Annotated in this window: 20 protein-coding genes; 10 read left to right on the top strand and 10 right to left on the bottom strand. The window is 67.8% G+C overall.

Annotated elements, in window-relative coordinates:
- Position 1: 1 nt before the first annotated feature.
- From HLH28_RS11585 to HLH28_RS11575, 3 genes are all read left to right on the top strand, one after another.
- On the top strand, positions 2-1,309 hold the full coding sequence (locus HLH28_RS11585) for a multidrug effflux MFS transporter (RefSeq protein WP_182959226.1): 1,308 nt from the start codon (positions 2-4) through the stop codon (positions 1,307-1,309).
- Positions 1,310-1,453: 144 nt separating this feature from the next.
- A complete protein-coding gene (locus HLH28_RS11580; protein ID WP_182959223.1) occupies positions 1,454-1,984 on the top strand; it encodes an adenine phosphoribosyltransferase in 531 nt (176 codons plus the stop codon).
- Positions 1,985-2,133: 149 nt separating this feature from the next.
- Entirely contained in the window at positions 2,134-4,356 is a 2,223-nt protein-coding gene (locus HLH28_RS11575; protein ID WP_182959220.1) for an FUSC family protein, read from the top strand.
- Positions 4,357-4,509: 153 nt separating this feature from the next.
- Here HLH28_RS11575 and accC read toward each other — a convergent pair whose 3' ends face one another.
- From accC to aroQ, 3 genes are read right to left on the bottom strand one after another with little or no spacing between them, the layout of a single operon-like run.
- Positions 4,510-5,853 (bottom strand): acetyl-CoA carboxylase biotin carboxylase subunit, encoded by a 1,344-nt coding sequence (gene accC / locus HLH28_RS11570; RefSeq protein WP_182959218.1) that lies wholly within the window; start codon positions 5,851-5,853, stop codon positions 4,510-4,512.
- Positions 5,853-6,302 carry an acetyl-CoA carboxylase biotin carboxyl carrier protein gene (locus HLH28_RS11565; protein WP_182959216.1) on the bottom strand — a complete coding sequence of 150 codons (450 nt, stop codon included), beginning with the start codon at positions 6,300-6,302 and terminating at the stop codon, positions 5,853-5,855. The genes accC and HLH28_RS11565 overlap by 1 nt, the downstream gene beginning before the upstream one ends.
- Complete coding sequence (gene aroQ, locus HLH28_RS11560) at positions 6,299-6,754, bottom strand: type II 3-dehydroquinate dehydratase (RefSeq protein ID WP_182959214.1); 456 nt, start codon at positions 6,752-6,754, stop codon at positions 6,299-6,301. The genes HLH28_RS11565 and aroQ overlap by 4 nt, the downstream gene beginning before the upstream one ends.
- Before the next feature lie 306 nt (positions 6,755-7,060).
- Between aroQ and HLH28_RS18105 the strand changes: the two genes are divergently transcribed.
- Positions 7,061-7,768 (top strand): septal ring lytic transglycosylase RlpA family protein, encoded by a 708-nt coding sequence (locus tag HLH28_RS18105; protein ID WP_246396016.1) that lies wholly within the window; start codon positions 7,061-7,063, stop codon positions 7,766-7,768.
- 78 nt (positions 7,769-7,846) lie between these two features.
- On the opposite strand, the gene HLH28_RS11550 is transcribed toward HLH28_RS18105, so the two are convergent.
- A complete protein-coding gene (locus HLH28_RS11550; protein WP_182959282.1) occupies positions 7,847-8,791 on the bottom strand; it encodes a YihY/virulence factor BrkB family protein in 945 nt (314 codons plus the stop codon).
- Positions 8,792-9,182: 391 nt separating this feature from the next.
- Between HLH28_RS11550 and HLH28_RS11545 the strand changes: the two genes are divergently transcribed.
- Both HLH28_RS11545 and HLH28_RS11540 read left to right on the top strand, forming a co-directional pair.
- Entirely contained in the window at positions 9,183-10,313 is a 1,131-nt protein-coding gene (locus tag HLH28_RS11545; protein ID WP_182959212.1) for a type III PLP-dependent enzyme, read from the top strand.
- Positions 10,314-10,344: 31 nt separating this feature from the next.
- The gene (locus tag HLH28_RS11540; protein WP_182959210.1) at positions 10,345-10,695 is read left to right on the top strand and encodes a copper resistance protein CopC; all 351 of its coding nucleotides are present in this window, start codon (positions 10,345-10,347) and stop codon (positions 10,693-10,695) included.
- A 34-nt stretch (positions 10,696-10,729) separates the two neighbouring features.
- On the opposite strand, the gene HLH28_RS11535 is transcribed toward HLH28_RS11540, so the two are convergent.
- The 3 genes from HLH28_RS11535 to ccmA are packed head-to-tail and all read right to left on the bottom strand — an operon-like array spanning position 10,730 to position 12,522.
- On the bottom strand, positions 10,730-11,167 hold the full coding sequence (locus HLH28_RS11535) for a GNAT family N-acetyltransferase (RefSeq protein WP_220790054.1): 438 nt from the start codon (positions 11,165-11,167) through the stop codon (positions 10,730-10,732).
- Between the two features lie 30 nt (positions 11,168-11,197).
- Positions 11,198-11,878 (bottom strand): heme exporter protein CcmB, encoded by a 681-nt coding sequence (ccmB, locus tag HLH28_RS11530; protein ID WP_182959208.1) that lies wholly within the window; start codon positions 11,876-11,878, stop codon positions 11,198-11,200.
- Positions 11,875-12,522 (bottom strand): heme ABC exporter ATP-binding protein CcmA, encoded by a 648-nt coding sequence (gene ccmA, locus HLH28_RS11525; protein ID WP_182959278.1) that lies wholly within the window; start codon positions 12,520-12,522, stop codon positions 11,875-11,877. Before ccmA ends, ccmB begins: the two co-directional genes overlap by 4 nt.
- Positions 12,523-12,775: 253 nt before the next feature.
- Here ccmA and acnA point away from each other — a divergent pair, with 253 nt between their 5' ends.
- The 4 genes from acnA (at position 12,776) to HLH28_RS11505 (ending at position 19,161) form a co-directional block, all read left to right on the top strand.
- The gene (acnA, locus tag HLH28_RS11520; protein ID WP_182959206.1) at positions 12,776-15,469 is read left to right on the top strand and encodes an aconitate hydratase AcnA; all 2,694 of its coding nucleotides are present in this window, start codon (positions 12,776-12,778) and stop codon (positions 15,467-15,469) included.
- Positions 15,470-15,545: 76 nt separating this feature from the next.
- Entirely contained in the window at positions 15,546-16,289 is a 744-nt protein-coding gene (locus HLH28_RS11515) for an ATP-binding cassette domain-containing protein (RefSeq protein ID WP_182959203.1), read from the top strand.
- Positions 16,290-16,642: 353 nt separating this feature from the next.
- The gene (locus tag HLH28_RS11510; RefSeq protein ID WP_182959200.1) at positions 16,643-18,142 is read left to right on the top strand and encodes an ABC transporter substrate-binding protein/permease; all 1,500 of its coding nucleotides are present in this window, start codon (positions 16,643-16,645) and stop codon (positions 18,140-18,142) included.
- Positions 18,143-18,267: 125 nt separating this feature from the next.
- Positions 18,268-19,161: a LysR family transcriptional regulator gene (locus HLH28_RS11505; RefSeq protein WP_182959197.1), complete on the top strand. Its 894-nt coding sequence runs from the start codon at positions 18,268-18,270 to the stop codon at positions 19,159-19,161.
- 136 nt (positions 19,162-19,297) lie between these two features.
- On the opposite strand, the gene HLH28_RS11500 is transcribed toward HLH28_RS11505, so the two are convergent.
- From HLH28_RS11500 to HLH28_RS11490, 3 genes are read right to left on the bottom strand one after another with little or no spacing between them, the layout of a single operon-like run.
- Positions 19,298-20,296 carry a hypothetical protein gene (locus HLH28_RS11500; RefSeq protein ID WP_182959195.1) on the bottom strand — a complete coding sequence of 333 codons (999 nt, stop codon included), beginning with the start codon at positions 20,294-20,296 and terminating at the stop codon, positions 19,298-19,300.
- Positions 20,297-20,331: 35 nt separating this feature from the next.
- Entirely contained in the window at positions 20,332-21,600 is a 1,269-nt protein-coding gene (locus HLH28_RS11495) for an AAA family ATPase (RefSeq protein ID WP_182959191.1), read from the bottom strand.
- Entirely contained in the window at positions 21,597-22,199 is a 603-nt protein-coding gene (locus tag HLH28_RS11490; RefSeq protein WP_182959188.1) for a hypothetical protein, read from the bottom strand. Before HLH28_RS11490 ends, HLH28_RS11495 begins: the two co-directional genes overlap by 4 nt.
- Positions 22,200-22,264: the final 65 nt, after the last annotated feature.

Below are 22,264 nucleotides of genomic sequence, written 5' to 3'. Positions count from 1 at the left end.
CATGGCGTCTTCCGCGATAGCCGCGAGATCCGACGATGCCCCTGCCGCCGTTCAGACTGCCACGCCCATGAGCTGGATCGCGATCCTGCTCGGCTTTCTGACCGCTGTCGGTCCCGTGTCGACGGACATCTATCTTCCCGCCTTCCCGGCGCTGGAGGCGTCCCTGCACGCCCAGGCCGGATCGGCGCAGATGACGCTCGCCATCTGGTTCGTCGGCCTGGCGGTGGGACAGATCACGATGGGCCCGCTGTCCGACCGGTTCGGCCGGCGGATGCCCATGCTGGTGGGCACGCTGGTCTATACCCTCGCCTCGGTCGGCTGCGCCCTGGCGCCGGACATCTGGACGTTCTCCAGCTTCCGGCTGCTGGCGTCGCTGGGCGCGTCGGCCAGCCTGGTCATCCCCAGCGCCTGCGTGCGCGACATGTCGCATGGGAACGAGGCCGCGCGCCTGATGTCGCGGCTGGTGCTGGTCATGGGCGTGGTGCCGATCCTGGCGCCGACCATCGGCGGCTTCGTGCTGTCCTTCACCACCTGGCGGTCCATCTTCTGGGCGTCGGCGGTCTATGGGCTGGCCTGCACTTTCCTGGTCGCGCGCGTGCTGCCCGAAACCCTGCCGCCGGGCGAACGCAGCGTGATGTCGCCGGTGGCGCTGGCCAGCCGCTACCTGCTGCTGGTGCGCGACAGGGGGTTCATCACCAATGCCCTGGTGGCGGGCTTCGCCTGCTTCATGTCGTTCACCTATCTGTCGGCGGCGCCGTCGGTGTTCATCCACCTGTTCGGCTTCTCGCCGGCGCAGTTCGGCATGCTGTTCGGGGTGTTCGCCGTCTGCATGATCGGCGCGTCGCAGCTGAACGGCATGCTGGTGGGGCGCATCGACGCGACCCGCATCCTGGGCCTGTCTGTGGGCGCGGCCGTGCTGGGGACCGTGGCGATGACCGTGGTATCGATCGTCATGGCCTTCGTCATGAAGGGGGGCGCCGTCCTGCACGGCCTGGCGCTGGTTCCGCTGGTGCTGGCGATGATGCTGGCGCTGGGCACCACCGGCATCATCGGCCCCAACGCGACGGTGGGGGCCATGGCCGACCATCCCCGCCTGGCGGGCAGCGCCGCGGCCTTCATCGGCACCTTGCAATATGTGCTGGGCGCCGTGGCCGGGGCCGTCGTCGGCATGCTGCCGGGCAGCACCCCGGTGCCGATGGCGGGCGTCATGCTGCTGGGGGCCGTCATCATGATGCTGATGGTCCTGCTGCGGCCCACGCGCCCGCGCGATGCCGGCGCGACGGCGCCGGACGTGCCCATCCTTCATTAAGGCCCGCCCGTGGATGCCGGCGGCGCTGGCGGCACTGCGGGCTTGCGGGGGGCGACGGCGGCGGGCTACAGCAGGTCGGGATTTTCTCCGGTCCGGACGTCAGGTCAGGGCCGGTTTTCGCATGGGATGGATTTGGACACCGACATGACGACCGCCACGATGGACCTGAAGCAGCACATTCGCGGCATTCCGGATTTTCCGAAGCCCGGCATCCTGTTCTATGACATCTCCACCCTGATGCGGGATGCGGACGCCTGGCAGGTGGCCATGGGCCGGATGACGCGCGCGGTCGCGCCCTGGGCGCCGGACATGCTGGCCGCCATCGAATCGCGCGGCTTCCTGACCGCCGCCCCGCTGGCCAGCCGCCTGGGCTGCGGGCTGGTGATGCTGCGCAAGCCGGGCAAGCTGCCGGGCGCCACGGTGTCGCACCAGTACGACCTGGAATACGGCAACGACACCCTGCACATCCAGGCCGACGCGATCCGCCCCGGGCAGCGGGTGGTGGTGATGGACGACCTGCTGGCGACCGGCGGCACGCTGGCCGCGTCGGTCGCGCTGCTGCGCAAGGTGGGCGCGAACGTCGTCGGCGCCGCTACCCTGATCGAAATCCGCGCGCTGGGCGGCCGCGACCGCCTGGATATCCCTGTCGAATCCCTGGTGTCCTACGACGATTGATCCGGGCAGTTTTCCGCCGGCCGGAAAAATACGCTTTGGGGAAGTCTGTTATGCGGATCGTTGCCTGCCGGGCAAAGGTCGTGTGATCTAGACAGGCAGAGGGGAACCGTCGCAGGGGCGGCGTCGCAGGCGGGAGCACGGATGCCGGGATGAGGAGTCTTGCGCTGACCCTGGCCCGGGCCCGGATGGGCGACCTGTGGGCCCGCCTGTGGTCGGGCGCCCCCCGGCGGCAGGACCATCTCCGCTGGCTGTTCGCCCCCGACCTGCTGACCTTCGGCTACGCGCTGCGGACGACGATCACGTCGCTGGTGGCGCTGGGCATCGCCCTGTGGTGGGAACTGGGCAGCCCGCAATGGGCGGCCCTGACGGTCTGGATGGTTGCCCAGGGCACCCGGGGCAAGAGCGTCGCCAAGGCGCGCTGGCACCTGTTCGGGATGGTCGTCGGCACGATCTGCGCGGTGGCGCTGGTCGCCGCCTTCCCGCAGGCGCCGCTGCTGTTCATCGTGGCGCTGGCGGTGGGCATCGGCCTGTTCTGCTTTGTCGGCACGCTGCTGCCGGGCCCGGCGACGATGACCAATTACCGTATCCACGGCATGCGGGCCAGCGGCTTCACCTACGCCATCATCGCGCTGGACGGCATCGCCGACCCCGAACACATCTTCCAGATCGCCATGGCCCGCGCGACCTATATCGTGCTGGGCATCGTGCTGGAATCCTCGGTGTCCGCGCTGTTCCAGTTCCGGCTGGGCGAACGGGCGCGGGACCGGCTGGCGCGGAACTTCCTGACCGCCATCGACGGCGCGGCCCGGTCGCTGGCGGCGCTGCTGGCCGGCGACGGCCAGGCCCTGTCGCGGGCGCGGGGCGTCTTCGCCACCGTCACCACCCTCAGCGACCAGATCGAATTCGCCGAGGTCGAGATGGGCCGCCATCACGGCCACGAAGGCGATCACGCCCGCGCGGCCCTGGCACGGGTCGCGGTGCTGCTGTCGCGCGGACTGGATCTCGCGGCGCTGATGCACATGCCCGGCGGCGCGCCGGGCGATGGGTTCGACGCGAATGCCGGGCACGTGCGGACTTTCCTGCTGGAACTTCCCGGCCGGCTGGAAGGCCGGGACATCCCGTCGGTCCTGAACCGGCTGGCGGCGCTGCGGGCCGATTGCCGGCAAAGCATCGCGGATTCGCTGGGCGACGAAATGGGCAGCGATGTCCGCCCCCCGGCCGCCGCGGACGCGGCGGCGGCCCTGCAACGGCAAAGGATGCTGCAGCACGCGCTGGACGCGATGCTGGACGATCTGGAACAGGCGATCATCCAGTTCGAGGCCAGCCTCCACCCCCTGCCGCACGATCATTTCCATTACCGGATCCGCACCTACCGCGACTGGCAGCAGGCGCTGGCCAACAGCCTGCGGGCCTCGGTGACGATCTTCGGCGCCGGCGTGATCTGGATCGCCACCGGCTGGCGCGACGGGCTGCTGTTCCTGATGTTCGTTTCGATCGTGTGCAGCCTGTTTGCGACCCTGGAAAAGCCGGCGCTGGCCACCCAGGCATTCCTGACCGGGGCCTTCTGGGCAGTGGGCGCCGCGGCGGTGCTGGTGCTGTGGGCGCTGGCCACGCCGTCGACCTACGAAATCCTGGCCCTTTGCCTCAGCCTGCCCATGCTGGCGGGGGGGCTGGCCTTCGCCTACCCGACCATCGTGCTGGCGGCGGTGTCGTACAACCTGTTCCTGCCGATCCTGGTCGGGCCGGCCAACCAGGCCCGGCTGGATGAAATCTCGTTCTTCAACACCGCCATGCCGCTGATCCTGGCGCTGTGGTACGCGATGTGGACGTTCCGGCTGGTGTTGCCGTTCGACACCAACGGCATGCGCTGGCAGATGCGCACCGGCATCCTGAAGGGACTGCGGCTGCTGGCGCGCTCGCACACCCTGCCGTCGCCGCTTTATGTCGTCGAACGCAATGTCGATCGCTTCGTGCGGCTGCTGACCAATGCGGAACGGACCCCCGAACCGGTGATCGACGCTTACCTGAAGGGCATCCTGTCGGCGATGACCATCGGGCTGAACGTCATCCGCCTGCGCGCGATCCTGGCGCGCAACGTCCTGCCGCCCCAGGCCCGCAAGGTGATCGAGGAAATGATGGGCCGCATGGCGCAGTTCAGCGGCCGCTATGGCGGCCATTACGGACGCACGGCACGGGCGGCGAAGCTGGCGATCCAGCGGATCACCGCCGAGTCGGGGCAGGAGGCGAACCTCGCCACCCGGATAGAAATGGACCGCGCGCTGTCGAGCCTGAACGTGATCTCGTACGAACTCGACACCAACCAGATGTTCTTCGACGCCACCAGCCCTTATCTGGATTCCGCCCTGGGTTGACAGGGGGGCGTTTCGGCGCCGCGGGGATGATGCCGGCGTTTCTCGGCACACCGATCAGTTCCCTATGGCCGGAGCCACGCGCGGCGTCCATCCGGAAACCCGGGACTTCATGAAACGAACGGGATGCAAGGGCCGGGGCCCTTGCCGGGACCGCTACGTGCGGGAGGCGACGAAGCGTTCCAGCCAGTGGATGGTGTAATCGCCCTTCTGGAATTCGGGATCGTCCAGGATCTGCCGATGCAGCGGGATCACCGTCTTGACGCCTTCGATCACGAATTCGTCCAGCGCGCGGCGCATGCGCGCGATGGCCTCGGCGCGGGTCGGCGCGTGCACGATCAGCTTGCCGATCATGCTGTCGTAATAAGGCGGCACGCGATAGCCGGCATACAGCGCGCTGTCGATGCGCACGCCCAGGCCGCCCGGCGGGTGGAACACGGTGACGGTGCCGGGGGTCGGCAGGAAGGTCGCCGGGTCCTCGGCATTGATCCGGCACTCGATCGCATGGCCGGAAAAACGGACGTCCGACTGGTCGTAGCCCAGGGGCTGGCCGGCGGCGATGCGGATCTGCTCGCGCACCAGGTCGACGTTGCAGACCATTTCGGTCACCGGATGTTCCACCTGCAGGCGGGTGTTCATCTCGATGAAGCAGAACTGCCCGTCCTGATACAGGAATTCCAGCGTGCCGGCGTTGCGGTAGCCCAGCTTGCGCAGTGCCGCCGTGGCGGTGGCGCCGATGGCGTCGCGCTGTTCCGCCGTCAGGGCCGGCGACCCGGCCTCTTCCAGCAGCTTCTGGTGCCGCCGCTGCAGCGAGCAGTCGCGCTCGCCGAAATGCACCACGTTGCCGTGGGCATCGGCCAGAACCTGCAGCTCGATATGGCGGGGCCGGTCCATGTATTTTTCGAGATAGACCTCGTCATTGCCGAAGGCCGTGCGGGCCTCGGTCCGCGCGACGCTCCAGGCCTCCTCCAGCTCGTCGGCGGTGTGGGCGACCTTCATGCCGCGCCCGCCGCCGCCCGCCGTCGCCTTGATCAGCACCGGATAACCGACCTGCTCGGCCACCGCGCGGGCGTCGTCCAGGCTGGCCAGCGCGCCGTCCGACCCGGGGACCAGCGGCACGCCCAGCGCCCGCATGGTGGTCTTGGCTGTGATCTTGTCGCCCATCATCCGGATATGGGCGCCGGTCGGCCCGATGAAGGCCAGGCCGTGGGCCTCGACCGTCTCGGCGAAATCGGCATTTTCCGACAGGAAGCCATAGCCCGGATGGATCGCCTCGGCACCGGTGATGGTGGCGGCCGACAGGATGGCGGCGACGTTCAGGTACGAATCCCGCGTCGGCGGCGGCCCGATGCACACGGCCTCGTCGGCCAGGCGGACATGCATGGCGTCCGCGTCGGCGGTGGAATGGACCGCCACGGTGCGAATGCCCAGCTCGCGGCACGCGCGCAGGACCCGCAGGGCTATTTCGCCGCGATTGGCGATGAGGATCTTGGCGAACATTACTCGATGATGGCCAGGGCTTCGCCGAACTCGACCGGATCGCCCGATGCGACCAGCAGCGCCTTCAGCGTGCCGGCGCGGGGGGCCTTGATCTGGTTGAAGGTCTTCATCGCCTCGATCAGCATCAGGGTCTGGCCGGCCGCGACCGCCTGGCCTTCGGTGACGAAGGGCGGGGCGCTGGGGTCCGGCGCCAGGTAGGCGATGCCGACCATCGGGCTGGTGACCGCGCCCGGATGCTTGGCCGGGTCGACGGGGGCGACCGGGGCAGCGGCGGCGGCGGGGATCGCGGCCGGGGCGGCGGCCGGCAGGGCATGGACCTGGCCGGCGGCGGCGCGGACCACGCGGATGCGGTTGTCCTTCTCCGCGATCTCGATCTCGGTCAGGCCGGTTTCGGTCAGGATTTCAGCCAATGCCCGAATGGCATCCGCGTCCACGAGCAGTCGGCTCATCGATCGTCCTCGTCCAGAATCATGTCGGTCATCGCCTGAAGCGCCAGCGCATACCCGCGCACCCCCAGCCCGCAGATGACGCCTGCGGCCGCGCGGGAGCAGTAGGTATGGTGACGGAATTCCTCACGCCGATGAATGTTGGAGATATGCACCTCGATCACCGGCAGGTCGACGGCCAGCAGCGCGTCGAGCAGCGCGATCGAGGTATGGCCATAGGCGGCCGGGTTGATGACGATGCCCCGCGCGCGGTTCCGGCATTCCTGGACCCAGGACACCAGCTCGCCTTCGCCGTTGGTCTGGCGGAAGTCGATGGCCACGTCCAGCCGTTCGGCGGCCTGGATGCAGATCTGCTCCACGTCGTCCAGGGTCGCCCGACCGTAGACCTCCGGTTGGCGCAGTCCGAGCATGTTGAGGTTGGGTCCGTTGAGGACCGCGATGAGAGGGCGCACCATTGTGACAGGCGCCGTAGCACGACCGTCATTCCGTTCCAAGAGAATGATCGCCGCTCGCCGCCTGGCGGCCCCTGCGCCGGCGGCTGCGACGAACGCCCGACGGGGATGAATCGCCGGGTGCGGTGCACAATAATGATGACCGAAAATCGCCACATTTCACCCCGAGAACACTGAATCGGCAACACTATTTAAGGAAATGCCAGGATGCCGTCCGGTCGTGCCCGGGCGCGCGTGGCGGAAAAACCTTGAATTTGCTGTTCCGATTTTATTGTATGGCCTTTGTTATTGGCGAATGACCGAACAGGATTGGGGAACGTTCTGGAACAGGACCGGAAGACAGGACGGATACGATCGGGCGGCCGGCTGCTGGCGACGGTGGCGTGCCTGTTCGCGTTCGCTTCCACCGCCTGTGGCCGGGAAGCGACAGCCCTGGCGGAAAATAAGGCGCCCCTCGTCGCCGGCGCGGCTGGCGCCGATACCGATGGCTCGCCTTCCGACGCGCCGCCTTCCGATACGCCGGCCGGCGACGCACCGATCGCCGGCGCGACGGCCGGCCATCCGGTGACCGCCTGGGCGGCATCCGTCCGCGCGGCCCTGGCCCGGCGGTCCCATCGGCTGATGCTCGCCAGCCGTTCGGCCCTGTCCTGGTCCGAACATGGGGTGGCAAGCTGGTATGGCCATCTGCGTCCGGCGCGCCGGACCTCCTCGGGCCATCCGTTCGACCCGCATGCCCTGACCGCGGCCCACCCGACGCTGCCGATGGGCACGCGGGTGCTGGTCCGCTCGCAGGATACCGGCCGTTCGGTCGTGGTGACGGTCAACGACCGGGGACCGTTCCTGCACAGCCGCATCATCGACCTGTCGCCCGCCGCCGCCGCGCGGATCGGGATGCTGGATTCCGGCACCGCCCATGTGGTCATCGAACCGGTGACCGAGGTCGCGCAGGCCGAACCCGGCGACACCAGCGCGGACGCGATCGCCGCCGCCGCACCGGGCGAACCGCGCCGTCGCTGATACGCGCACCCGCTGTCCAGGCACCCGCCGGACGGCCGGATTTTCCGAGGCCGGGCCGTCCCCGAAGCCGACTGAGCCTTACCCGGCCGGGCTTTTCGGCCGGTGGCCCGCGTCGTGCTCCCCCTTCCGGGGGCGCAGGTTCATCTCCGCCTCCAGCCCGGCATTCAGCTCCGCTCCCAGTAGGATCACGTAGGCGGTAACGAAGAACCACATCATCGTCGCCACCACCGCGCCCAGCGGCCCGTAGGTGGCGTTGTAGCTGGCGATCGCGCTGACATAGTACGAAAACCCGACCGACGATGCGATCCAGATCAGCGTGGCGGCGACCGATCCGGGCAGGATACAGACCCAGCGCGTGATGGCGCGGTCCGGGCTGAACCGGTACAGCAGCGTGCACGCCGCCAGCACGAACAGCAGCATCAGCAGCGGGCCGCCCATCTGGACCAGCAGTTCGACCGACCAGGGCGGCGGCGCCATGCCCAGCCGCGCCGGGACGAAATCGATCAGGACCGGCAGCGCCACCAGCACCGCCAGTGCCATGACCGCGCCGCAGATGGCGCACAGCGTCATGCCCAGCGCCATCAGCTGGAAGCGCACGAAGCTGCGCGTTTCCCGTGTGTCATAGGCGATATTGACGGCCGAAATGATCGACCGCGTGGCTGCGGACGCCGACCACAGCGTGATGGTGGTCGACACGATCAGGTTCAGCGTCAGCGACGAATGGGACTGCGCGACCAGCGTATGGATCCGGTCGCCGATCAGCGCGAAGGCCGAGGGCGGCAGCATCAGCCGCAGCATTTCCAGTTGCGGTTCCACGGTCTGCGGATCGAAGGCCAGGCCGTAGATCGAAATCAGGGTGCTGATGGCGGGGAACAGCGACAGCGTCGCGTAGAACGCGCATCCCGCCGCGGCCAGCGTGATCTGGTCGGACGACAGGTTGCGCACGATCCGGCGCAGCACCGGCTTCCAGATCCGGTGCAACTCGCGGGCCGGGGGGATGCAGTCCTCGCCGCCGGTGCCCATATCGGCAGCCGGGTTCGATGCGGGACGGGGGGCATCCGGCCGGGAAGTAATCAAGCGCGCTCCATGAATCGGGGTGTGGGGTTGGGGGCGGGCGGGGCCGCGGAATCGCGCCGGGGAACTGCCGCCCGCGCTATCATGATGACCTGCCTACCAAAAAACCCGCGGCAGGGTCGATTTTTCTGTTGCGTCCGGGGTGGATTGCCCCCATATGCGCTCTCCACGCAACAACGCACGTGCCACTGGCCCTCTGAGGTTACGCAACGACGTCAAGCGTTCTGGCAATCGGGACCCCCGCGTGGGGCCCAGTCTTGGTCGCTGGTCCGTTAGACCGTTTCGCAACTCCCCGCCCGGCTTCGACCCGGATGGATCATACAGAAGGGATTTGGGTGCGATGACTCCCAAAATCGCCCGTTTTCTGGCCGAACAGGCCCCCGCGACGCCATGCCTGGTCGTCGACGTCGATCGTGTCGAGGCCCGGTACCGTGCATTGCGCACGGCCCTGCCCCTGGCGCGCGTCTATTACGCCGTGAAGGCCAACCCGGCGATGGAGATCCTGCGCCGGCTGGTATCGCTCGGCTCGTCGTTCGACGCCGCGTCGGCCGAGGAAATCCGCCTGTGCCTCGCCGCCGGGGCGGAGGCCGGGACCATTTCCTTCGGCAATACCGTCAAGAAGGCCTCGGCCATCGCCGAAGCCCATCGGGCCGGCGTCAACATGTTCGCCTTCGACAGCATCGAGGAGCTGGAGAAGCTGGCTCGCCATGCCCCGGGCGCGCGCGTCTATTGCCGCCTGATCGTCGAGAACGAAGGCGCGGAATGGCCGCTGTCGCGCAAGTTCGGCACGACGCTGGACAGCGCGCGCGACCTGATGCTGCGTGCGCGCGACATGGGCCTGGATCCCTATGGCCTGTCGTTCCATGTCGGCAGCCAGCAGACCACGACCGATGCCTACGAGGCCGCGATCGCGCGCGTCGGCATGCTGTTCACCGATCTGGCCAGCGCCGGGCTGAACCTGCGCATGGTCAATCTGGGCGGCGGCTTCCCGATCCGCTACCGCGAGGACGTGCCGGAGATCGACCGCTTCGCGCTGGCCATCAGCCACGCGATGACCGCGCATTTCGGTAACGACCTGCCGGAAATGATCGTCGAGCCCGGCCGTTTCATCGTCGGCGACGCCGGCGTGGTGTCGGCCGAGGTCGTGCTGGTCACCCGGCGCGGCCTGCCGGGCGACACGCGCTGGGTCTATCTGGATATCGGCCGCTTCGGCGGCCTGGCCGAGACCGAAGGCGAGTCGATCCGCTACGGCATCCGTACGCCCCGCGATGGGGCGCCGACCGGACGCGTGGCGATTGCCGGCCCGACCTGCGACGGTGCCGACATCATGTATGAAAAGGCGCCCTACGCCCTGCCGCTGGACCTCGCCAGCGGCGACCGGATCGAACTGCTGTCCACCGGGGCGTATGTCTCGACCTACTGTTCCACCCGCTTCAACGGCTTCGCGCCGCTGAGCGAGCATTATATCTGACATGGCGGGGGGCGCCGTCGGCATCCGGTCCGTGCGGCGTCTTGCCCTGCTGTCGGTCCTGCCGGTCCTGCTGGCGCCCGTGTCCGCCTCGGCACGGGTGCATCTGCTCTCGGCGACGCCGGCCGCGGGGTCCATCGTCACCGCCGGGACCGTGCCCGTGTCGCTGCATTTCGACGCGGCGCTCGATCCCGTGCGGTCGCGCGTGATGCTGACCGGGCCGTCCGGCGCGCCGATGCTGATGATGGTGCCGCCGTCCCCCGACGACCATGCCATCTCGACCACCGCCCCGGTTACCCCCGGATCCTATCAGCTGCACTGGCAGGTCTGGGACCGGGGTGGCCGGATGGCGCAGGGCGACCTGCCCTTCTCGGTGGCACCGTAGGACTGTGGTCGCACAGAAGGCGTAACGGCGGATATCACGCCAGGGTCTTCCGCATGAAATATCGGGGATAATAGGGGGACGGGCCGTCGATCTGGCCGAACACCTCGAAGCCATGTCGTTCGTAGAATCGGCGGCCCTGAAAGGCATGCGTATCGAGCCACATGTGATGACACGCACGTCGCCGGGCTTCCTGTTCCGCCGCGGTAAACAGACGGGCGCCCAGTCCTCTCCCGCGCAGCGCCTCCGGGAGCGCCAGCATCTCGATATGAAACCCACCCCAGCGTGAGGACGCGATCAGACCGCCAAGTATCTTGCCGGTGTCTGCGGTCACCAGCGCCGCAAAATCACGATTATCGAGAACCGGAACGGCATCACGCGTAAATTGCCTCAACGTGTCCAAAACGGCGGCGCACTCGTCAGGGGAGGGCTGATCCGTGATCCGTATTGTCGTTTCTGTCATCCCCTTGCTCATGCCTCGCTCCTAAGGGCAGCGTTCCGGGTGTTATTCCACCGCCGCGCGTAGACCCGCCCCGGCCGCCAGCGGACACAGCGGCAGGGCCGCCGCCAGGAACGCGCCCAGCAATTCCAGGTCCGGCTGCCAGGACAGGCCGGTCTGGGCCGCGTCCAGCGCCGCCGCGCCGAAGATCAGGGCCGGGGTGGCCAGCGGCAGGACCAGCAGCGGCAGCAGCACCCCGCCGCGCCGCGCCCCCAGCACGACCGACGCCGCCATCCCGCCGATCAGCGACAGCACCAGCGTGCCCAGCAGCAGCCCGGTCAGCAGGACCGGCAGTACGGGCGCGGGCAGGCCCAGCATGATCGCCAGCGGCCCCGCCGCGAACAGCAGCGGCAGGCCCGTCGTCAGCCAGTGCGCCGTCATCTTGGCCAGCGCCACCAGCGACGGCGGCAGGCCGGTCAGCATCAGCTGGTCCAGCGACCCGTCCTCCAGCTCGGATCCGAACAGGCGGTCCAGCGGCAGCAGGGCGGCCAGCAGGGCGCAGACCCAGACGATGCCCGGCGCCATCCGGCGCAGCAAATCGGGCGACGGCCCCAGCGCCAGCGGAAACAGCGCGCCCGCCAGGACGAAGAACAGGACGGCGCCCAGCGTGTCGGCCCCATGCCGGACGGCCAGGCGCAGGTCGCGGCCCACGACCGCCAGGACCAGGGCAGGGATCGGCAGGTTCATGTCGCATCGTCCACGGTTGCGCGGACGTCGTCGCGGGCCGCATCGTTCAAATCGGGCAGAATCAGGGATTTCGGGTGGGCCAGCGGCAGGGGGACGTGGGTGGTTGCGATCACGATTCCGCCAGTGTCCCGATGGGCGCGAAACAGCCCGTCCAGCAGCCCGATCGCGCGGCTGTCCAGCCCAAGGCTGGGTTCGTCCAGCAGCCACAGCGGTGCCCGCGCCAGCTTCACCCGTGCCAGCGCGGCACGGCGTTTCTGCCCTGCCGACAGCATGCGGGCCGGCAGGTCGGCCAGTCCCGAAAGGTCCAGCGCCGCCATGGCCTCATCCGGATCCGACCCGGCCGCGCGCGCCGCCAGCGACAGGTTTTCCCGCAGGGTCAGCCCGGCCTTCAGCGCGTCCTGGTGGCCCAGATAGGCGACGCGGGCGGCATGGGCCGTCCGGTCGGCCAGGGCGTCGATCCCTGCCCACAGCACATGGCCGCCTTCCGGTTTGCGCAGTCCTGCCAGAACGCGCAGCAGGGTCGATTTTCCGGCACCGTTCGGCCCGGTCAGCAGCAGTGCGTCACCCGCGTCCAGTGCCAGCCCGACCCCGTCCAGGACCAGCCGTTCCCCGCGGAAAACGGAGATATTTTCAACATCCAGCAGCGGGCGGGCCGGGGTGGGGGAGGCAGGAATGACGATGCTCCTCGGGTCGTGCGCGGCGGAACCGGTCGGGTAGCGGAACAAGGTCTTCCCGCGTTCTTGTTACCGGGGCCAGCTTGTGTCGGAACCGGGTCCGGGTATGTTCTACCACCGTTGGGAGATCAAGCCGGTTGTCCAGATGGATCACACCGCCATCGAACGCGGATGTCGTGCTTCAATTGGATAATCCGTTGCTGACGCCTCGGAGGAAAAACCAATGAAGTCGGTTGGGCACGATTCACTTAAGACGGGCCGTTCGCTCGAAGTAGACGGCAAGACGTACCATTATTTCTCGATCCCTGAAGCGGAGAAGACGATCGGCGATGTCAGCCGACTTCCGGTCAGCCTGAAGGTGCTGCTGGAAAACGTGCTTCGTTTCGAGGACGGGCGCTCCTACAGCGTCGACGATGCCAAGGCGATCGCCGCCTGGCTGCCGAAGGGCTGCAGCACGCAGGAAGTGCCGTTCAAGCCCGCGCGCATCCTGATGCAGGATTTCACCGGCGTTCCCGCCGTCGTCGATCTGGCGGCGATGCGCGACGGCATCCTGAAGCTGAAGGGCGACCCGCAGAAGGTGAACCCGCTGGTCCCCGTCAACCTCGTCATCGACCATTCGGTGATGGTGGACGTCGCCGGCACGCCCGAGGCGCTGCAGAAGAACGTCACCATCGAATTCGAACGCAATGGCGAGCGCTACGCCTTCCTGCGCTGGGGCCAGGAAGCGTTCGAGAATTTCTCGGTCGTGCCGCCGGGAACGGGCATCTGCCACCAGGTGAACCTGGAATACATCGCCCAGGCGGTGTGGACCGCGCAGGTTGACGGCAAGGACTACGCCTACCCCGACACCCTGTACGGCACCGACAGCCACACCACGATGGTGAACGGCATGGGCGTCCTGGGCTGGGGCGTGGGCGGCATCGAGGCCGAGGCCGCGATGCTGGGCCAGCCGATCGCGATGCTGATCCCCGACGTCATCGGCTTCAAGCTGATCGGCAAGCTGCCCGAGGGCGCGACGGCGACCGATCTGGTGCTGACCGTCACCCAGATGCTGCGCAAGAAGGGCGTGGTCGGCAAGTTCGTCGAATTCTTCGGCCCGGCGCTCGATCACCTGCCGGTCGCCGACCGCGCGACGATCGCCAACATGGCCCCGGAATACGGCGCGACCTGCGGCTTCTTCCCCGTCGACGACCTGACGCTGGATTATCTGCGCCAGACCGGCCGTGACGAACACCGCATCAGCCTGACGGCCGAATATCTGAAGGCCCAGGGCATGTTCCGCACGGCCGACTCCGCCGAGCCGGTGTTCACCGACACGCTGGAACTGGACCTGTCGACCGTCGTCCCGTCGCTCGCCGGCCCGAAGCGTCCGCAGGACCGCGTGCCGTTGAACAACGCCACAAGCGCCTTCGAGACCGAACTGACCGGCGGCCTGGGCGTTCCGGCCGCCGACGCGCACAAGAAGGCCAAGGTGGCCGGCACGAATTACGAGATCGGCCACGGCGACGTGGTGATCGCGGCCATCACCTCCTGCACCAACACGTCCAACCCGGCGGTGCTGATCGCGGCCGGCCTGGTCGCGAAGAAGGCCCGTGCGCTGGGCCTGAAGCCGAAGCCGTGGGTGAAGACGTCGCTGGCCCCGGGCTCGCAGGTCGTGACCGACTATCTGGACCGCGCCGGCCTGACGGAAGAGCTCGACGCGATGGGCTTCAACACCGTCGGCTATGGCTGCACGACCTGCATCGGCAATTCCGGCCCGCTGGAAGACCACATCGTCGACGCGATCGAGGGCAACAAGCTGGTGGCGGTGTCGGTCCTGTCCGGCAACCGCAATTTCGAGGGCCGCATTTCCCCGAACGTGCGCGCCAACTACCTGGCCAGCCCGCCGCTGGTGGTCGCGTACTCGCTGCTGGGCACGATGCGCGAGGACATCACCACCGTGCCGCTCGGCACTTCCACGGACGGCAAGCCGGTGTACCTCAAGGACATCTGGCCCACGAACAAGGAGATCGCGGACCTGATCGGTTCCTCCATCACGCGTGAGGAATTCATCCACCGCTACAGCCAGATCAGCAAGGGCACCAAGGAGTGGCAGGCCCTGAAGGTCGCGACCGGGTCCGAGACCTACAAGTGGGATCCGACCTCGACCTACGTGCAGGATCCGCCGTACTTCCAGGACATCACGCCGGAGCCCAAGCCGAAGGGCGACATCGTCGGCGCGCGCGTCCTGGCGCTGCTGGGTGACAACATCACCACCGACCACATCTCGCCGGCCGGCGCGATCAAGGAAAGCGCGCCCGCGGGCGTCTACCTGAAGGAACATCAGGTTTCCAAGGCGGACTTCAACTCCTACGGGTCGCGTCGCGGCAACGACCGCATCATGGTGCGCGGCACGTTCGCCAACATCCGCATCAAGAACGAGATGCTGCCGGGCACCGAAGGGGGCCTGTCCAAGCACTTCCCCGACGGGAAGGAAGGCTCGATCTATGATGTGGCGATGGAGTACAAGCAGGAAGGCGTGCCGCTGGTCGTCTTCGGCGGCAAGGAATACGGCATGGGTTCGTCGCGCGACTGGGCGGCGAAGGGGACCCTGCTGCTGGGCGTTCGCGCGGTGATCGCCGAAAGCTTCGAGCGCATCCATCGCTCCAACCTGGTCGGCATGGGCGTCCTGCCCCTGCTGTTCAAGGACGGCATGACGCGCAAGACGCTGAACCTGAAGGGTGACGAGGTCATCGACATCAAGGGCCTGGACACCATCACGCCTCGCATGACGCTGACGATGTCGATCACCCGCGCCGACGGCACGACCGAGGAAGTGCCGCTGCTCTGCCGCGTCGATACGCTGGACGAGGTCGAGTATTACCGGCATGGTGGCATCCTCCAGTACGTCTTGCGTGGGATGACCAAAGCTGCCTGAGCCGCTTTTTTCTCTGTCTGACGAGTACCGCGCCGGCCCGGATCATTCCGGGCCGGCGTTTTTTGCCGAACCCGTCGTGCGCGCCGAACAGGTGCGCAAGATCTTCGACGGGCACGAGGTCCTGCGGGGCATTTCGCTGTCGGTGACGCGCGGCGAACTGGTGTCGATCATCGGGCCTTCGGGCTGCGGGAAATCGACCTTCCTGCGCTGCCTCAATTTCCTGGAAATTCCCGATGGCGGCGCGGTCACGATCGCCGACGTCGCCATCACCCGCACCGGCGGCCGCTGGACCCGCGCGGACGAGGATGCGGCCCATCGCCTGCGCGCGCATGTCGGCATGGTGTTCCAGTCCTTCAACCTGTTTCCCCACCGCACCGTGCTGGACAACGTGATGCTGGCGCCCATGCGGGTGAAGGGCCTGCCCGCCGAGACGGCCCGGGCCGAGGCCCTGGCCCTGCTGGACAAGGTCGGCCTGTCCGCCATCGCCGCGCGTTATCCCGACACCCTGTCGGGCGGCCAGCAGCAGCGCGCCGCCATCGCCCGCGCACTGGCGATGCGTCCGGACGTGATGCTGTACGACGAACCGACCTCGGCCCTCGATCCCGAACTGGCCGAGGAGGTCCTGTCCGTGATGCGCACCCTGGACGAAGACGGCATGACCCAGATCGTGGTGACGCACGACATGCGCTTCGCCCGCGCGGCGTCGGACCGCGTCGTGTTCATGGAAGGCGGCGAGATCGTGGAAATCGACGACCCCGACATTCTCTATGTGTCGCCACAGGACGTGCGGACCCGGCGCTTCCTGAGATCCGTCCTGTGAATTTCGGCCAGCAGACGCGGTTTGCCGGCGATCCGACGTGCGTTTGCTGCGCTCCGGTGCTCACGGCCGATAAGGCCGCTCCGCTCCGGTGCTCGGAAACACACGCCGGGCGTGCCGCTTCGCGGCACTCTCACTCGGCAAACCGCGTCTGCTGGCCGAAATTGCTGCCGGATGCGGGCCCGGCGACGATGTCTGCCGGCGATCCGACGTGCGTTTGCTGCGCTCCGGTGCTCACGGCCGATAAGGCCGCTTCGCTCCGATGCTCGGAAACACATGCCGGGCGCGCCGCTTCGCGGCACTCTCACTCGGCAAACCGCGTCCGCTGGCCGAAATTTATACTTTCTGCGTGTCTGATGGCCGTGCTGCTGATGATGGTGACAGGGCTTGCGGGTATCGCCCGTGCGGCGCCGCTGCGCTGGGCGTCGGATGCCGAGGCGAATGTGCCGTTCGTCTTTCACGATCCGGCGAATCAGTCGCGCCTGATCGGATATGAATATGAAATCGCCCAGGCCATCGCCCGCCGCCTGGGCCGGCCGACGCAGTTCGTGCAGAACGATTGGGACGGACTGATCCCCGGCCTGCAGCGCGGCCTGTACGACATGGTGATCGACGGGATCGAGATCACGCCGGAACACGAACAGGGCGTCGCGTTCAGCCGTCCCTATTACGTGACGTCTGAACGCATCACCGTCCGCCGCGATCAGCAGGGACTCGACACCCTGGCGGCGCTGCGCGGCCATGTGGTCGGCACGCTGAAGGACACGACGGCGGAACGGCTGCTCCAGGCCGATCCCGGCGTCCGCGTCCGGTCTTACGAGGAAGAAACCAACGCCTATACCGACCTGAAGAACGGACGGCTGGACGCGGTGCTGCTGGACGGCACCATCTCGCTCTATTACGGCGCGCCGGATCCGGACCTGAAGCTGGTGGGCGGCCCGATCGGGCGCATTTCCTACGGCGTCGCCTTCGCCACCGGCAATACCGCCCTGCGCGACCAGGTGAACGGCGCGCTGGACGCGATGATGCGCGACGGCGAACTGCACCGGATCCTGGCGCGGTGGAAATTGTGGACGCCCGAAATGGCGGACCTGACCGGCGATCACGGCACTTCCGACGTCGCTCCCGACGCCTGGCAGCACTACATGCAGGCCACCGCGCCCACTACGGGCTGGCACGCGCGGCTGGCGCGCTATGTCGGCTTCCTGCCGCTGCTGCTGCACGGGGCGGTCCTGACCCTGGCGGTGTCGGCCTGCGCGATGGTGGTGGCCGTGGGGCTGGGGCTGGCGTTGGCGCTGGCCCGGCGCTACGGGCCGCGCTGGCTGGCGATGCTTGCGACCCTGTATGTCGAAATCGTGCGCGGCACGCCGTTGCTGATCCAGATCCTGTTCATCTTCTATGCCCTGCCGGGCATCGGGCTGCGCCTGTCGCCCTTCGTCGCCGGCGTGCTGGCGCTGGGCATGAATTATGCGGCGTACGAGGCCGAAAATTATCGCGCCGGCCTGCAATCGGTCGCACGCGGGCAGATCGAGGCCGCGCTGGCCCTGAACATGACGCATATGCAGGCCCTGCGCTTCGTCGTCGTGCCGCAGGCGGTGCGGATGGTCATCCCGATCATGACCAACGATTTCATCTCGTTGCTCAAGGACTCGTCGCTGGTCAGCGTCATCACCCTGACCGAACTCAGCCAGACCTATGTCCGGCTGTCCTCGACCTATTACGATTATTTCGGCACCGGCCTTCTGATCGGCGCGGCATACCTGCTGCTGGGCCTGCCCTTCGTGCGCCTGGCGCGCATGGCAGAGGCCCGGTTCCTGACGGGACAGCGTCGGCAGGGGCGCAGCGGGCATCCCTGATCGCCTGATCTGACGACATTTGGCCAATGCGTCTGGCACATGTCGGCGCTGTTTTATGCTACATTGTGCATAAATGAACCGAAGTTTAGAACGGCGTTCATTGAAATACTGAAAAATCGGTGGCCATGGACCTGCTATCTGCCCTCCACAGTTTCGTCCGCGTCGCCGCGACGGGCTCGTTTTCGGCGGTTTCCCGTGAAACCGGGGCCAGCCAGCCGACGATTTCCAGGCATATCGCATTGCTCGAGGCCCATTACGGCGCGACCCTGTTCGCCCGGACCACGCGCAGCCTGATGATGACCGAGGACGGGCGCAGCCTGCTGCCCCATGCCTACGAGGTCCTGGAAATCCTGGAAACCGCCGAAACCGCGCTGGGCCGCCGGCGGGCCTCGGTCTCCGGCCTGGTGCGGCTGGGCGTGACCACGGCGTTCGGCCTGTACATGACCGGCCGGCTGGGCGAACTGCTGGACAAGCATCCGGACCTGTCGGTCGAACTCATCATGCGCGACGGCTTCGGCGACCTGGTCGAGGAAGGGCTGGACCTGGCGGTGCGCGTCGGCGAAATCGCCGAAGGCTCGCTGATCGCCCGCCGTCTGGGCACGGTCCGGCGCATCGCGGTGGCGTCGGGCGACTATCTGGCCCGGCGCGGCATGCCGGAACATCCGCGCGACCTGCTGTCCCATCCCTGCATCGCCTACACCTATGGCGGCACCCGTCACGACTGGCATTTCGAAGGCAATGGCGAGGAAAGCGTCGTCGCCGCCAGCGGCCCCTTCCGCGCCAACAGCAGCGAGGCCGTGCTCAATGCCGTCGTCGCCGGCCTGGGCATCGGCCTGCTGCCGTCCTTCCAGGTGCGCGAGGAAATCGCGGCCGGTCATCTGGTGCATCTGTTCCCCGAATGGTCGGTCCCCGATCTGCCCTTCTATGCCGTGCATACCGGCCCGCGCACCCTGCCGCTGCGGACCCGGACCGTGCTGGATTTCCTGATCGATATCTCGGACGTTCTGCGCCAGGGGTGAAGGAAGGTCGGGCGCTGCCCGAACCCGGCAAGGGCCTCGGCCCTTGCATCCCATTCGTTTTATGAAATCCCGGGTTTGGGTTTCCTAGGGGGATACGCCCCTTGGCGGGTCAAGGGCACAAAGCCCTTGCCGCATGTCAGTCCGCATTCATGACCGACGCCGGATCGCGCGCGGCGACCGCCAGGTCCGGGGCGCCCGCGGACAGGGTACCGTGGAAGCCGCGGCGCAGCATCGCGGTCCAGCCCTCCATCCAGTCATTGGCCTGGTGCACGAAGCGTTCGGCCCCCGGGTTTTTCGGCAGAAGCTGCTTCATCCACTGGTCGGGCGGGGCGGGCAGGGTCATCGTGCCCTTGCGCGCGGGACTCAGCAGGATGGTCACGTTCTCGATATTCGCACCGTGGTCGGCGGAGATTTCGGCGTAATCCCAGGTCGCGACCAGCATGATGTAGGGAATCGGGAAGCCCAGCACATGCAGGCGGTTGAAGGCGGTCTGGATATCGACGCTGTCGCTCAGCGGCTGTCCCTCGATCTGGACGTGGCCGGTGAACCAGCATTCCATTACCTTGGGATCGGTCGTCACCAGGCGCGAGAGGTAATTCCGGTCGTCGTGGCAGCCGTTGTTCATGGCATCGACGGTCGAGAGCGGCAGGGATTGCGTGCTGCCGCGCGCGATCACCACGCCAGTGACGACGCCGCCTTCGGCCCGGACCAGGACATTGCTCAGCAATTCGCCGTGCGGGCCGCTCTGCGTCGTCAGCACCGGATGCCAGATCCCCGCCGGCAGCGGCAGGATGCGCCCGGCGAACGGAATCGCCCCCGACAGGTCCGATGTGATGGGCGGGGCCGCGACCTGCGTTCCCCCCGGGCCGGCCGGCGGCGCGCCGGCTCCGTCGGCCTGCTGGCCGGCCGGCGCATCCGGCGGCGCATCGGGCAGGGGGGGGGTATCGGGCACGGGCGCGGGCGTGGTGCGGCCCAGCGTCCGGTTGATCCGGTCGATGACGGGTTGCAGCGCCGGAATCGCCCGCGTCAGGTACGCCGGCGGATACAGCAGCGTCAGCGCCGTGAAGATCAGGATGGAAAACACGCACGTGCGCCACAACGGCGCACGGTGCCAGAGACGGGAGGCAGCGGACATTCAGACGAACCGGGACAAGGGAAGGGAGGGACGGATCAGCGGGCGATCCGTGCCCGCTGTGCCTCGGCATCGTTCGCGATTTCGGCAGTGACGCCGTTTTCGCCCGACACGACGCGCACCAGCTTGGCGCCCTGCTGCCGGGCGGAAATCAGCGAATCGCTCATCATGTCCTCGATCGAGCGGACCAGGTCGCGGGCGCTGGCGGCCGCGCCCATCCGGTTCTGCCGGCGCATGACCTCGAACAGCAGCGTCGGGTCGATGCCGCCGGTCTCGACCTTCAGGCCGTAGCTGTCGATCATCGCCTCGATCTCCAGCGCCGCGACGCGGGCGACGTCCAGGCCCGTCAGCGACCGGAAGACGAAGATCCGGTCCAGGCGGTTCAGCACTTCCGGGGCGAACCCGGCCTGGCGCAGGGCCTCGACCGACTCGGCGCGCATGCGGTCGGGCTCGTCCGCCAGGCGATCGGCGATTTCCGACAGCGCCTCGGTCGCGATGTTGGACGTCAGGACGAAGATGGACCGCACGGTCGAAACCTGCTGCCCGGTCGAGGCCTCGGTCACATGCCCGTCATTCCACGCGGTCAGGAATTTCTTGAAGACGTCGGGATGCGCCTTCTCGATCTCGTCCAGCAGCACGACGGCGTCGGGCTTTTCCTTCAGGCCGCCGGTCAGCTTGCCGAACGTGTCGGACCCGACATACCCCTTGGGCGAGCCGAACAGCTGCGTCGCTGCGTGCGGCGAGCTCATCTGCGTCATGTCGAAATGCAGCAGCGGCCGGTCCAGCAGCCGGGCCATCTGCTTGGCCAGGTAGGTCTTGCCGGTGCCCGGCGGGCCGGCCAGCAGGAAGATCCCCACCGGCTTGCCGCGCACCTGCAACGCCATGCGGCGGCGCAGCTGGGCGGCGATGTCCTCGCACACCTGGTCCTGCCCGATGACGCGGGCGCGCATCCCCGCCGCCAGCTCCTCGGCGTCGATGACCGTTTCCCTGCGTTCCTGCGCCATCATCTCTTCCAGCGCGGTGCGGTTTGTCAGCCTGGCTAATACGTCCATCATCCATCCCCGTCGGCGTCGGAGCCCCTTGCGTGCCAGCCGTTCGGCGCGGGTCTCGAACATCAGTCCCGCCAGGGCCAGAAGGCTGCTCCCGGCCGTCAGCACGGGAAAGGCCGGTGCACACCATTCCATGAAATGCGCAAGGCTGGCGAGTGAAAGATGCAGCGACGCCGCGGCCTGCAGGCTCGCCAGGATCAGGAAGATCACCATCATCACCGGCATCAGCCGGTTCAGGGCGGGCAGAAGCGCCTTCATTGAACGATCACATTCAGCACAAGCATTTCGTCCCGATGGATGACGGGCAACGGGGTCGGACCCAGCACCGTGATGGCCCCTGGCGCCACCCCTGCCGGTCCGGGATCGGCGACCGGCGTGATGTCGACCTCGCCGGATATGCGGATCGGCAGCAGCACGACACGCGGCTGCGCGCCCAGCGGCACGGTCTGGGCGATGCCACCCGACCGTACGGTGACGACCCCGCCCGTGCCGGCCTCGTCATAGATCGGCATGCGCACCAGACGGTATTCGCGGCGCCGGATACCCGCCAGGATCGTCGCCTGCTGGTTCGGCGTCAGGCCGGATTGCGCCAATGCCTGCGGGGCGTTGTCGGGTGATATCATGGCGAACTGCTCGGCGGCGGTCAGGGTGTGGGCGGCCGCGGGGATGGCCCCGGCGGTCGTGCCGTCGCTGATGGCAGGGGCCGGCGCGCGCTGCGGGCTGTCGTTCGCCATCCGCGCGCTGAAGCCTGCGGCGACGATCACGCCCGCCGCAAGCCCGTACCACAGCGCCCGGCGGCTGCCGGGGCCGGATTCGTCCGGTGCGGGTCGTGTCGCGGGATCTGGCACCTGCGTCATGTCCGGCATCATGCGGGTGACGATGGCCGGCGTGCAAGTATCGAAAGAACGATCTTATTGTAATG

Origin of the sequence: Gluconacetobacter tumulisoli (assembly GCF_014174155.1) — a bacterium.
GTDB lineage: Bacteria > Pseudomonadota > Alphaproteobacteria > Acetobacterales > Acetobacteraceae > Gluconacetobacter > Gluconacetobacter tumulisoli.
Note: the sequence above shows the minus strand (reverse complement) of the source record. Positions and strands in the feature narration are given on the sequence as shown.